The 14,772-nt window shown below is 53.7% G+C and carries 9 protein-coding genes and 2 pseudogenes; 2 read left to right on the top strand and 9 right to left on the bottom strand.

Annotation, left to right across the window (positions count from 1 at the left end):
• Positions 1-14 precede the first annotated feature (14 nt).
• Positions 15-617: an urease accessory protein UreG gene (ureG, locus tag OCY70_RS05790; RefSeq protein ID WP_261944752.1), complete on the bottom strand. Its 603-nt coding sequence runs from the start codon at positions 615-617 to the stop codon at positions 15-17.
• Positions 618-664: 47 nt separating this feature from the next.
• Positions 665-826, bottom strand: a pseudogene (gene ureE, locus OCY70_RS05785) (urease accessory protein UreE); the annotation flags it as partial.
• A gap of 697 nt (positions 827-1,523) precedes the next feature.
• On the opposite strand from ureE, the gene OCY70_RS05780 reads away from it, so the two are divergent.
• The gene (locus tag OCY70_RS05780) at positions 1,524-2,441 is read left to right on the top strand and encodes a transposase (RefSeq protein WP_213429100.1); all 918 of its coding nucleotides are present in this window, start codon (positions 1,524-1,526) and stop codon (positions 2,439-2,441) included.
• A 272-nt stretch (positions 2,442-2,713) separates the two neighbouring features.
• On the opposite strand, the gene OCY70_RS05775 is transcribed toward OCY70_RS05780, so the two are convergent.
• The gene (locus tag OCY70_RS05775; protein ID WP_213429079.1) at positions 2,714-5,533 is read right to left on the bottom strand and encodes an endo-beta-N-acetylglucosaminidase; all 2,820 of its coding nucleotides are present in this window, start codon (positions 5,531-5,533) and stop codon (positions 2,714-2,716) included.
• Between the two features lie 366 nt (positions 5,534-5,899).
• Between OCY70_RS05775 and OCY70_RS05770 the strand changes: the two genes are divergently transcribed.
• Positions 5,900-6,079 carry a hypothetical protein gene (locus tag OCY70_RS05770; protein WP_213429078.1) on the top strand — a complete coding sequence of 60 codons (180 nt, stop codon included), beginning with the start codon at positions 5,900-5,902 and terminating at the stop codon, positions 6,077-6,079.
• 56 nt (positions 6,080-6,135) lie between these two features.
• Here the strand turns inward: OCY70_RS05770 and OCY70_RS05765 are convergent, their stop codons facing one another.
• The 6 genes and pseudogenes from OCY70_RS05765 to OCY70_RS05740 all read right to left on the bottom strand — a co-directional run bounded on the left by OCY70_RS05765 (position 6,136) and on the right by OCY70_RS05740 (position 14,698).
• Positions 6,136-9,249 carry a hybrid sensor histidine kinase/response regulator gene (locus OCY70_RS05765; RefSeq protein ID WP_213429077.1) on the bottom strand — a complete coding sequence of 1,038 codons (3,114 nt, stop codon included), beginning with the start codon at positions 9,247-9,249 and terminating at the stop codon, positions 6,136-6,138.
• 13 nt (positions 9,250-9,262) lie between these two features.
• Positions 9,263-9,919, bottom strand: coding sequence for a GGDEF domain-containing protein (locus tag OCY70_RS05760; protein ID WP_213429076.1), 657 nt, complete (start codon positions 9,917-9,919; stop codon positions 9,263-9,265).
• 187 nt (positions 9,920-10,106) lie between these two features.
• Complete coding sequence (locus tag OCY70_RS05755; protein WP_213429075.1) at positions 10,107-11,243, bottom strand: response regulator; 1,137 nt, start codon at positions 11,241-11,243, stop codon at positions 10,107-10,109.
• Between the two features lie 473 nt (positions 11,244-11,716).
• Positions 11,717-12,230: pseudogene (locus tag OCY70_RS05750) on the bottom strand (GrpB family protein).
• 140 nt (positions 12,231-12,370) lie between these two features.
• Positions 12,371-13,432, bottom strand: a complete 1,062-nt coding sequence (locus OCY70_RS05745; RefSeq protein WP_249725285.1) for a mechanosensitive ion channel family protein — start codon at positions 13,430-13,432, stop codon at positions 12,371-12,373.
• A 123-nt stretch (positions 13,433-13,555) separates the two neighbouring features.
• Positions 13,556-14,698 carry a sensor histidine kinase gene (locus tag OCY70_RS05740; RefSeq protein WP_213429072.1) on the bottom strand — a complete coding sequence of 381 codons (1,143 nt, stop codon included), beginning with the start codon at positions 14,696-14,698 and terminating at the stop codon, positions 13,556-13,558.
• Positions 14,699-14,772 lie beyond the last annotated feature (74 nt).

Raw genomic sequence — 14,772 nt, 5'->3', positions numbered from 1 at the left:
GTCCAGACGCTATCTTACTCCAAGCCGGATAGCAGGACATTTTTTTCAATCCAGTCGACGACTTCATCGAGCCCCTGCTCATCCTTCAGATTCGTGAAAATATACGGCTTATTGCCGCGGAACGTCAGCGTGTCCGCCTCCATCACCTTCAAATCCGCGCCGACATAAGGAGCCAGGTCCGTCTTGTTAATAATGAACAAATCGGATTTGATCATGCCTTGTCCGCCTTTGCGCGGAATCTTCTCCCCCTGGGCCACGTCGATAATATAGATGGAGAAGTCGACGAGCTCGGGGCTGAACGTCGCGGCCAGATTGTCGCCGCCGCTCTCTACGAAGATGATCTCCAGATCCGGGTGGCGGGATACAAGCTCATCGATCGCCGCGAAATTCATCGATGCATCCTCCCGAATCGCGGTATGCGGGCAGCCGCCCGTCTCCACGCCGACAATGCGGTCCTCGGGCAGAACGCCGATGCGCATCAGAATCTTCGCGTCCTCCTTCGTATAAATGTCATTCGTGATGACAGCCATGCTATATTTGCCGTGCATTCTGCGGGTAATCTTTTCGACCAGCATCGTTTTGCCTGCACCCACAGGGCGTCTGGAATGCGCCCAGATGAGGCATGAGCAGTGAGTCGCACCACTGCAGCAGCGTAAGCAGCGAGCTAGTGCTTATGTCCGACATGGCGAAACGCTTGCTTCATTTTCTTGTTCTCGCGGGCAAAGGGAATTCCGTCCTGCGTCAACTGTTCTTCCACCAGATAGTCGTACTGAACGACCATCGCGTCCCCCTCGAACTGCGCCGGCAAATGGCGATTGCCCATCTCCCGGATCGAGCGCGCTTTTTTTCATCCATTTAAGCAAACTTTTTAAGTAAACCAATTCCCATCGCAGAAAAAAATTTCCCATGAAATAAAACAAAAAACGCCAAAAAACGCCCAACCCAATCCCGCCTACTCCCCATTGGTCCCAGCACTCTTTTGGTCGCTATCCCGTCGGTTCAGCTCTAACTGTCGTTGGCTCCATCACCTGGACGCTCCATATTGTCACTATCCCATCGATTCAGCACCTACTGCCTCTCTACCAATCATCTTTACACCCTTATCTTCACTATCCCATCAAATCAGTTCAACATAGCTGGGGTTGATTGTTCACCATCTTAAGCTCTTATGGTCGTTATCCCATCGTCTCAGTTCTACCTACGCTCTTCCCCAACATCTCGGCTCCTATTGCGTCTCCACTATCATCCTGGCTTTCCTGTCCTCAGTCCTAGGCTTATACCACTTCCTTATTCTATCTAGGGTAAAAGTTTTAAAATTTTGCCGTGAATTTAACCTGCTTTCTGTCTTAAGGGGATAGTGAAGATATATGTTCATTAAGGATACCCGCACGATGGATAGAAATGATATTTTCCTTGAATTACCTTCTTACGCTAGACATAAGAACAAATGTTTGGTATAATCAAAATCATAAAGAACATTTGTTCTCGATCCTATATTTCAGAAATATATGGAGGTTGTCATGATGGTGAATTGGGAGGATATCGACAGTGTGGAACAATTGGAGCATCAGTTTCCTACAGAATCGGACTGTGCTGCATTTCTTACTCAACTGAAATGGCCGCAGGGCTTCGTCTGCCCACGCTGCAGTCATAGCCATGCTTATCTCATCAAGAGTCGCCGACTCCCTCTCCATCAATGCAGCGCCTGCGGATATCAAGCCTCCATAACAGCGGGAACGGTCATGGAGGGAAGCCGTACTTCCCTTCGGAAGTGGCTTATCGCGCTGTGGCTCGTCTCCCGTTCAGATAAAGGAATTAATGCCGTCCAACTGCAATCGATCATTCAAGTCACCTACAAGACAGCATGGTTAATCCTGCATAAGATTAGAGCTGCAATCAGCCATCGTGACGCCAATCACCCTCTACCCGGCATTATTCAGGGCATTGTGGCGTTCTACGGACGTTCCATTCGGTCCCCCATCGAGCTTCATCCGAAAGAATGTCCATTGATTATTGCGGAATCCGTGACGGGTACATCTGCACATACTGGCTTATTAAAGATGAAGAAAGTTGACCCAAAACATTGCAGCAAAAAACTTTTGCTGCCAAGCGGCTGTGACCATTTTGCAGCGTGGCATACGGAAAATCCAGACGAAACCTACATCAACCGATTCCACATCCAAGTACGCCGAAATAGCCGCCTATATCAGACCTTCCGTAAAGCCTGGCGCTGGATGAACAATACATTTCACGGTATTGGCTCAAAATATTTGCAGGCTTATTTGGATGAATTTAGCTTTCGTTATAATGCACTCGTTGAGCACGAATGCACTATGCAGCGGCTGCTTCAGCTGTGCATGTCGATAGCGATTCGGCCACTCCTTCTCGGCGCTTCCATACGTTCTCCTCGCAGTCGTTCTTACAACCGGAAAGCCGCTTAATTTTCCGAGCTTGCTGGTCTTTTGGACGGATATATTTTTTACTCTTGCATAGTCATCCGAACCTGCTAACTCGGTAATATGAACTTGCTGTATAATTTGCGCGCTAATATGACCGAGCTCGCTATTTCGACTTTACATAGGGTCACACGAGCATGCGCTTGTTGTATTTTGCAATCCTGCGAATTACTTTAGTTTGCGGGCATGCTCTCCCTTTGATATAAAAAAGCCGCCACCCCCGGATTTATGCCCAGGGTCGGCAGCCTATAGTAATCTTATGAAAAGTGGATCCAATCGATGTCCGCAATCCCCGTATCCCGGATTTGCCAACGGCGGATATTTGGGTTTTGGAAGGTGATATACAGTGTCTGGCGTCCGGTAAGCGGCTGTGCCAGCTCCATTGAATAATTATGATAGAACGGCGCCAGCTTGCCGTCCTTCAATGGCAGCTCCATATCCGCAACCAGCGGGCCTTCCGCATCGCCGATATGAATGAGCATTCGTGTCTCTTCCGTCAATACGGCAGCGCGAACGGTAATGCGGGTCACGCCTTGCGCACCGAAGTCGACATCATCGAACGCCATCCAGTTGGCGAAATGCAAATCGCGCACATGCACATATGTGCCTGGGACAAACAGTCCGTTCGAACGGTCGTAGTGCTCCGCTTCGAGCGTGACGCCGCCTTCCGGGGCCGCCTCTGGCGCGACGACACTCACTTTTATCTCCAGCGATGGGCCTTCTTGGCCTGCCAGCTTGCCTGTAGCCGCAGTGACGATCGCCTCGCCCGGTGCCACGGCCGTAATCTGGCCACGCTCATTGACGGTCACGGCGCGTTCATTGCTGGAGGTCCATGTCAGTGACAGATTATCCGCCCACGCCGGCTCGACGCGGATATTCAAATACCGGCTCCAGCTTGGCTCAAGCACAATATCCTCTTCCGTGTTGAATTGTGGCTGCAGGTTCTCAGCCGGGTATGGCCCAGCTTGGGCATCGACGGCTTCGCCGTCTCCCCACGACCATACGGCGACGGCCGGCGGTCCTGCAACTCCTTCCTTATTCACGGCTACCGCTTCGAGGGTAAGCTCGGTCTCTCCGAGCCGCTCGACGGATTTGACATAGAACACGTCATCGAAGATTCTGCCTATCGCTTCCCGCTTCCCATCCTTCACTCGATACAAGTCATAATACCATAAGTTATCGATAACACCATCATCGGCCAATCGCCAAGACAATATGAGAGAAGCTTGCTCCTCACTGAAGTATGCATGTTCTACTTGGAAGCCGGATGGGGCAGCCGGAACAGGCATCGGCACCGCTTCCTCGATCAGCTTCAATTCACCCAAGCTCACCTTGACCCCGACGCTCTTCTCCGCTTCGGATGAGATGCGGATGCCGATAGCGGCGATCCGGCGCTTCGTTCTGCCTGCAAGATGCATCGCTAGCGTCGTCCATTCTGTGCCAGGTACCGCATCGAAAGACCGAACCTCCGGCGTCTCCGGCTGGTCCTGATAGTATAAAAGCATTTGCAGTTGCAGCAGAGCGGAGTCCCGCTTGTCATCCTGCGAAGGATTCCCGGCATACGACCAGTCAAGCTTGCAGGTTAGCGATAACAACACGTCCGTATCTGTTGGCAAATCCGTCTTGAACAGACGAATGTCTGTGCTGCTTCCCGGTTCCAGCAGTCCTTCCGCTTTGATGGACGAGCCGCCGTTCCAGGCTGTGCTGTAATCATAATCTACGGCAAGCGGATTCCCTTCGGAATCAACCCACCATTGCCAGGTCGGAAGCAATTCTTGGGCGCTTACGTTGTTCCAGCCTTTGCGGCTGGCCACCTCTCCGTTCAAGAAGAAGGCGAGCCCGTGCCCGTTGTTGAAACGCGTGACAAACGGATACGAACCGATAACTGAGCGCTCCGGTATAAAATGAGCCAGCCCGTCCCAGCTCTCTCCTTCCGAGCCGATGCCGCGTCCGCTTTGTGCCGGATTGCCCTTGGCGCCGGACCAGTATATGCGCTCGCGGTGCTCGATATATTGCTGCATCTTCGGATCCGACGGATTCGGTCCGCGGTACCATACCATATCGGTGCCGAACAACGCCACGCTGGTGCGCGGAGTGCGCGCCTCGTCATCACGGAAAATCGATTTCAGCTCATTGCCGCGCTCGAAGCGGAACTTGTCATTTTCCACTCCGGCATAGAGCGCTTCGTACGGGTCCAGTCCAATCTTCTTCGCATATGCATAGCTGTTCTCCAGCCGCTCCGGCGTATACGCGTAGTTAATGAATATGCTGTCGTTCGGCTGGCGGCCGTCCCGCTGATCCAGAACCCATGGCGCATTCATCTCATTGAAGAAATTGATATATTGAAGTTCGCCATTCGGCGCCAGACTGTCGTACCAGCTCAAGTACAGCCCGCTCTCGCGCATATATTTCAGCATCTTCATCAATTGAGCGGCATGTTCTTCACTGATGCTCGCCTCCTGGTTGACGAAGTAGCCGTCGAACCCGAAATACGCCGCCATCTCGATCATTTTGTCGGCGACCGGGAAGCGTCCGTCTTCCGTCTCCTCGACCAGCTCGCCGAAATCGGTGTCGCGCGGCCAGAACCAGCCGCCCAGGCTGATGACACCGTTGCGGTGCGCGGCGTCGGTATACGCCGGATTCGGAAGATTCACGACGCCGTATTGCCGCTTATCCTCCGGTGAACCATATACCGGCAGCCCATGCCATGCCGCATAAATATCTTGGTACTGCCAGAACTTCAGGACATTCCTGCTGAAGCTGTCATTATAGCGGCAGGCTCCGAACCATTCCTCCTTGTCGTAATCGGCGGACAAGTTCATCACCTTCGCCTGATACGTCAGCGCAGAATGCGCTTGGGTCGGGGCGAACGGCGCGATCCGCTTCGCGAGCGGCACCCGTGAGCGAAAAAAGCGGGCATACGGATCCGTGTCGGGTGACCACGCTTTCAATTCCTTGGCATTGTAGCCGTGGAGGTATGGCTGTCCCGGCCCTCTCGGGGTCTCCCGGGCCGCTGACCAATCTTCCCCTACATGCTGCTTGTCATTGCTGCTGCGTGATGAATTATCTGCACTCATCGCACTGCACCTCTCTTTCATCCATCGCCTTTAATATTTATATGGAAAGGCTTCCACCGACTATCCTATCAGAAATTGCGCCCCGGGGGAACCTCGAATCGAACCTCCCGATCCAAGAGGAAAGGCATATATTGGGAACACCCGTTTCCAGAGACCTTCGAACCACAACTTTTTATTTACTCCTTGTAAAATGACAACACAAAATCTTATTATTGTAGTTAACGATATCAAAAAAAGTTTATATTTTTATTCAATTAAATCCTTTTTTTATGTTTTCCAGTATCTTTTGGCTTATTTGGTTCAGAAATTGTTCATTCTTAACATCTACAATTAGGTATAAATACATAGTCACAAGGGGAGGTACTCATGGGCAGACCTAGAATGGCAACACAACGACTGTGCAGCGAAGAAGGCTGCAAGGAACGTCACTATGCGAAAAATTTGTGCAAGCGCCATTATCATCAAAAGAGACGGGCGGCACAAAAAAAGAAAAATGATGATATCTCTGTAACTCCTGACCTTGAGCGAATCGTTCAATTGGGTTGATAAAACAGCTAGGGGGCTGCCTTAAGGTCAATATGACCTCGTCGTCAGCCCCCTGCTTAGTTCTCTGTCTCGCACGGAACGCAAAATTTGACGCAGGTCCCCTCCATCGGGGCGCTTCGAACCGAGATGCCCGTGCCGAACAGCTGCCGCAATCGGTAGTCAATATTTTTGAGCCCGATTCCGCTGGTCGCGCTCTTCGCCAGCAGTTGCTCCTGCCGCTCGGCCGAGATGCCGACCCCGTCATCGCAGACCTCGATGCAGTAATGTTGGTCCTCCATATAGACGCGAATATGGATCGTGCCGCCGCCCATTCGTTTCATAATTCCGTGGTGCACGGCGTTCTCCACGATCGGCTGAATAGATAGCGGCGGGATACGCAGCCGATGCGATTCAGGCAGATCAATCGTAAATTGCAACCGGTCCCCGAACCTGATCTTTTCTATGTATAAGTAAGAACGTACCAGTTGAAGCTCTCGTTCGAGCGGGACCAATGGCTCCACATTATCGAAGCGGAAGCTCTGCCGCAAATAATTGCTGAATTCGACAAGCAGCTCGCGCATCTGCTCCGGATCGTCTTCACTGAGCGAGACAAGCGAATTCAACGTGTTGAAAATAAAATGGGGCTTGATTTGCGCCTGCAAAAAAGCCATTTCCATACGGAAGCGCTCATTCGCCGAATGCTTCATCAGGAGCAGCGTCCGCACGCGGGCCCGCAGCTCGGCGGAGTCTATCGGCTTCGCCACAAAGTCATTCGCCCCCGCCGAATAAGCGGCGAGCGCATCATCGGTCCGTCCCCGTCCCGTCAGCATCAGAACCGGCAGCTCGAACAAGGAATGCATCTCCCGTATGCGCCGGCATACCTCCAAGCCCGACATGCCGGAGATCATCAGATTAAGCAAGACCAGATCCCAGTTCCGGAAGTGCCGAATCTGCAATAACGCCTCTTCCCCGCTGGACACCGAGGTAAGCCGGAAGCGATCAGGGGAGAGCAGATTTTCCAAGACCTTCTGATGAATCGGATCATCGTCTACGATAAGAATGCAGGCCTCCCCAATCTCGTCTACCGTAAAAGAAGGAGAAGGGGCGTCGAACACGATCTCTTCCGCAATCTCCCAGCCGAACTGCTCCTCATATTCCAGCGGCATCCCCACGGGAACCGCCGCCTTGCCGTCCTCCTTCCTCATAAGTTCCCCCTCATCCCCCTGCTGTTGTTCAGCGATTGGCAGACGGAAATAGAACGTTGAGCCGCGGCCTATGGCTGAAGTCACGCCAATGGTTCCGCCATGAAGCTCCACCAGCCGCTTCGTGACATTCAGACCGAGCCTTCTGTCAAAAAAAGAAGAACGATGCGGCACATCCTGCTCATATGCATCGAAGATGCCCTCCATCTCCGCTTGCGTCATTCCGCCTCCCGAATCCGAGATACGAACCTCCACTGCTTCCTCCAATGCCAGGGCCGATACCGTCACTGTTCCCTTCTTCGTATTCTTCACCGCATTATGCAGCAACTGAGACATGATCTGCATCAAGCGCTGCTCATCAGCCAGCACCGGCGGCAGATCGTCATCCAGCTTGTTGCGTATTTCAATGTCGCGAGGCATTGTAATATAGCGGGTAATCTCTATCACAGCGGTGACGGTTCTCCTCAGATCAAGTTCTTTCACATGGATGAGCATCCTTCCTTCCTTCAATTCTGACCAATCCTGAAGATCGCTAACCAATCTGGTCGTATGCTTGGCGACAAATACAACGATATGCAAATCTTCCTCTTGCTTGACCGACAGGTTGCCGCGATTGCCTTCGAGCAGAGATTGCGCCAAATTCGTAATCGCAAGCAGCGGCGTCTTCAATTCCTTGGCTGTCGCTGCCATAAATTCTTCATTCGAGCGCCTATGGTTCGACAAGGCTTTAGCCAATTCCTTCTCTCTGCGATAGACAATGTAATGCTGTCTTGCCTGGAGGAAGACGAGCACGCAAATAAAGATGATAAAGTTGAAGTACCTCAGCCGAAGCGACTCATGTAAGCCAAATACTCCACCGTATACCGCAAACCCTCCCGCCGCGAAGGCGATTGTCAGCAGAAAGGGATACGACTTTCCGGCAACCATCGAACGGCGCACCAGCCTATAGAAAAGATAGAGATATAAGGCCAGAAATATTCCATGCGTTACCGCAGATACGGCAATGATGCCGCGCGTATTCTTCACCAGCAACACGGCGACGCTTCCCAGCATCGAGACGTATGCCGCGAATCGGGCGATCTGCGGATGAACATAGCATTGCCGCCTTCGCGACGCGTACAGCAGCAGGAACAGATTCATGCCGATCGACGCCAATGTCATCAGCTTGTAGCGCCAATATAAGGATAGCATCGGCAACAGCATCGCTCCCCATCTTTCTCCGAAAATGAGAACGAACAGTATCGCGGACAAGCAAAAAAGAACAAAATATTGCCACCCGGGCTGCGGCAATCGGAACAGATAGATAAGTATCGTATGAAAAGCGCCCAGCAATATGGTCAGCAGAATGCCCATTTCCAGCATGAGCTCAAGGTTTCGTTCCAAGTTCACTTGCTGCGGCAGTCCAAACGATATCGGCCGGGTGATAGCCCCTTGCCAGACGGAGTCTGGCCTGTCGATCTGGATCATCAAATCGATAACATTGCTCTTCGTATGTGCATAGGCAACATAGGAGGTGTTGTATGGCGTATTTGAATGGAAATCGTCCGGGGAGGGCCCGCTGCTGCCAATGCGCAGGCCATTGACGATCATGCTGTGGGAACTCATAATGGATTTTACATAAAATGAAAATATCTGTTCCGAGCTGTTGTCAAGCATAATTCGCAATCGGTACGTGCCGTATGTAGAGAAAGGCCGGGGTCCCGTCCATGCGCTGTCGATTCTCCAGGGGCACGGCACTTGGATGAAGACGGGCTTGGCGCCGAGGGACTCGATCTGGGAAGCGTTCGAAAATAGCCTGTCCGGATAAAATTCCCATTCCCCCTTCAATTTGACGAGGCCCGCATGTTCCCATCCGCTGCCGCGCAGATCGAGCACCCCCTGCACCGGCTTCGGTAACGCCCCGCATTCCCGAAAAAAACCGCCGGCCAACACAACATACAGAATGGTCACGAGTGCAAAAACGAGTCGAACAACATATCGTTTTGCCATTTGCCCAATCTCCCTACTGTAGTGAAAGCTGCATTTTGGCGGTATCCTGAGAGCCGCAGCGGAGCTTGCTTCGTTTGATTCGCATCATATGACTGTCCGCCATCTCCACAATATCGCTTAATAATGTTCCCTCCTCCGGATATAACGCATAGCCATAAGATACCGCAAAAGGAACCGCGGCCTGCTGTGCGGTCAAGGCCAGCTTGTTCATGGTGCGGCTGCGGATGCTGCGCAGATCGCGCCGGTCGGAGCAGGGCACCATGAACAGAAATTCATCGCCTCCCCACCGGACGAGCGCGGTCTCGCTGCCGCAGCTATTCAGCAGCACGGTCGAGATGAGCCGCAGCACCCGATCCCCCGCATTGTGGCCATACGTGTCATTAATTTCCTTGAACCGATCCACGTCGAAGAAAAAGACGGCGGTTTTTTGTCCATTTTTGCGGTGCTTGCCAGCCAGCCTCTGAAATATTACATCGGCACTTCTGCGGTTATACGCCAATGTCAGGGGGGCGATCTCCGATTCATACTTCACGACATCATACCGTTTGCCGCATCGCCAGGATACGCCAAGCATCATAATGGTGAGCACGGCCAACATCGGATTCATCATTTTTGCCGACATGAGGTATGCGATGAGCACGGCCCATCCGCACAGCGTCATGGCAGTCATTATTATTCTGCCCGTATATTTCATGTTGATTGGTTTTCACTCCCACATGATTTGGATTTTTTACCTAAAATTTCGACTTTTTCTCATAAACATCGACTATTCTATGATGGCCTACTGAACAAATACTGAATCGTCTTCCCAAGAAAAATAACCGCCGCGGAAGCAGAATCCACGACGGTCGGCGCGATTAAATGCTGTTTTTCCATTCCATGTACCAAGCAAATACTTCCCTGCTAGGTTCAATGCCTAATTCTCCTTTTAAATTGTGGCTTAGCAGTTGAAATTGCTTGATGACTTCCCCGTAGTTGCCCAACTGCGCATGAATTTTCATCAGTCCGAAATAGCTGTCCTCGGTATACGGATACTTCTCCTGGATCTGCTTGTAAAGGGGCATCGCTTCCGTGTATGCGTTCATCCGCATCAAGCATTCGGCCACCTGCTTCGCATGATTGAACCAGATTAACCGAAGCCTCTCCTGCTCGCCTTCCGCCCACAAATATTGATGCTCCGCCAAATAATCGCCCCGATAGGCGTTCAGCAGCTTCTGATGCTCCTGGATCGTCTCGGGAGACACCTGCGGGGCCAGACGCATCGCCTTCTCCCATTCCTCCTTGTCCAGCTTCATGCCGCCCAATTCGAGCCGGTACCCCTCATCCATATATTTGATGTGGATTCGTAATGCCCTCTGCTTAATGACCTGCCTAATCTGGTAAATCGTCGTATGTAAATGGGCTGATGACTTTTCAATGCGGTAATTCGGCCACAGCAAATCCAGAATCGTATCTTTGCGAAGCGTCTGCTCCCGATGGTGAAGCAGATAGGCGAATAGCTCCTGCGCTTTGACCGTCCGCCAATGAAACGTCTTCAGTTCCTGTTGGGGAGTAATATAATGCAGATAGGACAATGTGCACAGCATCCCCTCAAGCTGACTGTGCTTCCCTGCATCGTTGGCTTGCGCCGGCTTGGCCAGCCGCTTCAGCGTCTTCTCGATCCGGGTCCGCTGCACCGGCTTCAATAAATAGTCTAACGCATTCAGCTCGAATGCCTCAACCGCATATTCGTTATATGCCGTCACAAATACAATATGTAGGTGGGGTTGAATGCGCAACAGACATTCTGCCAGCTCCATTCCATCCATTTCCGGCATCTCGATATCCAGGAAGACAAGATGAATCGTCTCCCGCTCCGCCGCTTTCAATGCCAGATGCGGATTTTGAAATGAACCGACAATTTCAATAGGCACTTCCTTTCCATCCTGCTCCTTCAATAGTTTTTCCATACGTCGCAGCGCTAGCATTTCATCATCGACAAGGATCGCTTTCATATTCCTTCCCCCTTGCAATCTTGACCGCAGCGGCCACCCCCTCATCCATCAGACACGCCGGAATCATGCATGTCCCCCTGGCGGAACGGCCAGGCTCGTCCCTTCCTGTCTCCGCATCGATAATGCCGAAGCGCCTTACGCAGCCTGCTGCTCCCTCCATGGATCTCGCCACGCGACCATACGGTCATCTTCACTATAAAGGGACGGGGGAGAAAAAGAAACAACCTGCGCCTTTTGCTTCAGACCTGAGACCTAATTCGAAAGGCACGAACGCTTTCATCTTAGTCAAATATACTAAACAATAACTGAACAAAAGGGATAATCAAAAAAATCGCCTCGGAGAGCTGCCTCCAACCGCGCGATCAAGGGGATGATATCAGGGAGCGCCGGCACATTCCGTTATCCCCGGCCGACACTCCCAGCCCTACCCGCGAGCCGGGCAGGAACGCCGCTCACGACGAAGCCCGTCCGGTTCAGGACGGGCTTCGGTCTTCTTCGCGCGCCAGGCGCAGCACGCGCTCGATAAATGGCGCCTTCCGCCGCGTATACTCGACGCGATCATGCCGATGCTGGCTCGCCAGCTCAAGCTTCAACTGCCTATATTGCTCCCGGACATCCGGGTGGGACCTTAAATAATCGCGGAACAGCAAGTGCGCTTCCCAGCTGCCGGTAAAAATGCAAATGATGCGTACCCGCCCGCCAGGGGCCGCGCCGGAAAAATCGGGACTCCGGCCAATCCGGCTTCGGCACATACTCGTAGCCAATCGCGGCCAGGCGATCGATATGCCCCTCGGTCAACGCCTCCAGTCGATGAACGCCAGCCATCATATCAATGATCGGCTTCGCGCCCAGTCCGGGAACCGAGGTGCTGCCGATATGCTCCACCGCTACGACGATATCCGGGAGCGCCTCCTCGATAGCCCGCTTCTCCTGCTCGTAGTCGCGTGCCCAGCCCGGGTCATAGTCCGCGATGACAACTATTTCCATCATTGCGTTGTCCCCCTTTTCCATCCATGATTGCGATTCGCTATGTCCCTGCATCCTCTCAAGCTTCCAAGAACCGAATCATTCTCTCATTGACGCACTCCGGCACTTCCATGCTGGGCAAATGGCCGGACCTAATAGCCCTAAAGCGGAAAACGCTGCGGTGAAGGGGCCGCTTCCACATAAACCCGCTGGCTCGGCAGCGCGAGCGAGATTCCCTCTTCCTCCAGCACCTCCATAATCATCAGATTGATCTGCTCCTTATGCTTCAAATATTCGGCCCATACCGTCGTCTTGGTGAAGTAATAGAAAAAGATGCCCAGACTGCTCTCGTTGAACTCGCTGAACCGGACCATGATGACGTCCGGATCGACCGCCTCATTCTCCCGGAGGCGGGCGTCCATTTTGGCGATGGCCGCCCGCAGCCGTTCGCGATCCGAGTCGAGCGCGACGCCCAAGGTGAACGTAACCCGCCGCTTGCCCATCCGGCTCCAATTCGTAATCGCCTGGCCCGCCAGCGTCGCATTCGGCACCGTGACGAGCGAATGGGCGAAGGTGCGGATTTTCGAGCTGCGGAACGTAATATCTTCGACTGTCCCTTCCACGCTCGGGGTCATAATCCAATCGCCCTTGGAGAAGGGCTTCTCCGTAATAATGACGATGCCGCCCAGAAAATTGCTGAGCGTGTCCTGCGCGGCCAGCGCGATCGCCAGACTGCCCAGGCCAAGCCCCGCGACGACGCCGTTAATGCTGTAGCCCCACTCCGAGGCAATCATCGTAATGGCAATGACGATCACGAGGAAGCGCAGCACCTTGGACAAAAAAGGAATCAGCATGCTCGACTCATCGAGCCCGAGCCGCGCAGACAGCCCGGTGAACATGCTGGATGACCGGGCCGCCATATGGTAGAGTCCCCAAGCGATGAGGACGATGAAGGCGTTGCGGTATATTTTGTCGATGGCGAGCGGCAAGGCTCCGCCTGGAGGAAGGACCATTTTGCAGGCCAGATAGATGCCGATCAGGACGAAAAAACATTGCATCGGCTTCTCGAACGCCCTCAAGAAATGCGTGGCCCCCTTCGATCGCGACAATCCGCGCATCAGCAAGGCGAACAGATAGTTCGTGAACAGCTTGCGGAACAGCAAAAACAGCAGCAATACTCCGGCGGCGCTAAGCCACCGGCTCCAATCCGTAGACTCTAACATGGCAGGAATCCATTCATTAAGCAATTGGGTGATTCACCTCATTATCTTAAGTTGGGTTCCATTATAACATTGACCTCTTGGATGGGAAAAGGCAATCCGCCGGCGCTTCACGGGCCGGCCAAGTCAAGCCTCGGCGGCATCCCCGGTACGCAGCAAAGGAAGGCGGACCTCATAGGCGGCGCGCGGATAATAGCCGAATACGGCAACCGTTCCGCCATGCGAGGCCACGATACCCCGGACGTCAGCCCAACCGCCGCCAAACCGTTCATCCTGCGCAGGCGGTCGGTCAGCCGGCCGGCGCATGCCCTTCTCGCGGCGCGGCGCCTCCGCCTCGGGAACGCCGTCGTTCCGAATATGCACGACGGCCTCCTCCTCAGCCCCGAACAGGCCGATTCGGATCGGCCCGGAAGGCCGGCCCCCACGCGCCGCTTCGGCCATCAAAATCTCGAACGCTTCCATGAGCCGAGTCCCGTCCCCGTATATCATCATCGGCTGCCCGCCGAGTTCTGCGCAGTTCAGCGCGATCGCGAGCCCCGGCTGCTGCGGGCGGGACCGGTACTCTTCCGCGAGCTGCAGCAGCAGCCGGCGCACATCGACGGGATGCCACGTTTCCCGTTCGGGAACCTGCGGCAGTCTCGCTAGCTCGAACCGCCGATCGACCGCCCGGCTCAAGCGCAGCGCCTTGTCGCGCGCAACCTGTATATAGTGGCGCAGCTCTACTTCATCCCGGTAGCCATCTTCCGCGATAAGCTGCAAATACCCCAGAATCGAAGTCAGCGGCGTGCGCACATCATGCGACAGTTCGGTCATCAGCGCGTTCATGCGCTCGGCCGCAGCCTGCTCGTTCTCCCGGGCCGCAGACATCTGCTGCGACAGCCGGTTGACGGCATCCGCCGCTTCGCCCAGCTCCGCCGCCGATCGCTTGACGGGAAGCGGCCTCGCTTCTTCCCCATCGGCGAGCCGGACGAGGCTGTCCTTGATCTGCCCGTAATAGACCGCTTCGGCGCCGAGCAGCCACAGAAGGCCCGCGATGAACAACACCCCCGTCGCCAGCAGCGCCATTCCTTCCAAACCCATGATTGAAGACAATAACCGGTAAAGCTTCCACAGCGGCGGAATTTCGATCGTATGCATAATGAATCGCAAGGCGGCCAACCCACACATGGTGAGCGCAAAAGCGCCGCATAAGCAAATGCCAACGATATACAACAGCTTCCACAGGAAGCGGGCCGCGTCTGGATGGGCTCCCCCTCGCCTCTCTGCCATGCGGCTGGCTTCCCGTGCTTCCCGGGCTTCTCGAGGCTGACGATCCCATATCCGACTGCGTACACTTCGATTCA

This window comes from Paenibacillus melissococcoides (genome assembly GCA_944800085.1).
GTDB lineage: Bacteria > Bacillota > Bacilli > Paenibacillales > Paenibacillaceae > Paenibacillus_B > Paenibacillus_B melissococcoides.
This window is presented reverse-complemented; position numbering and strand designations above follow the sequence as displayed.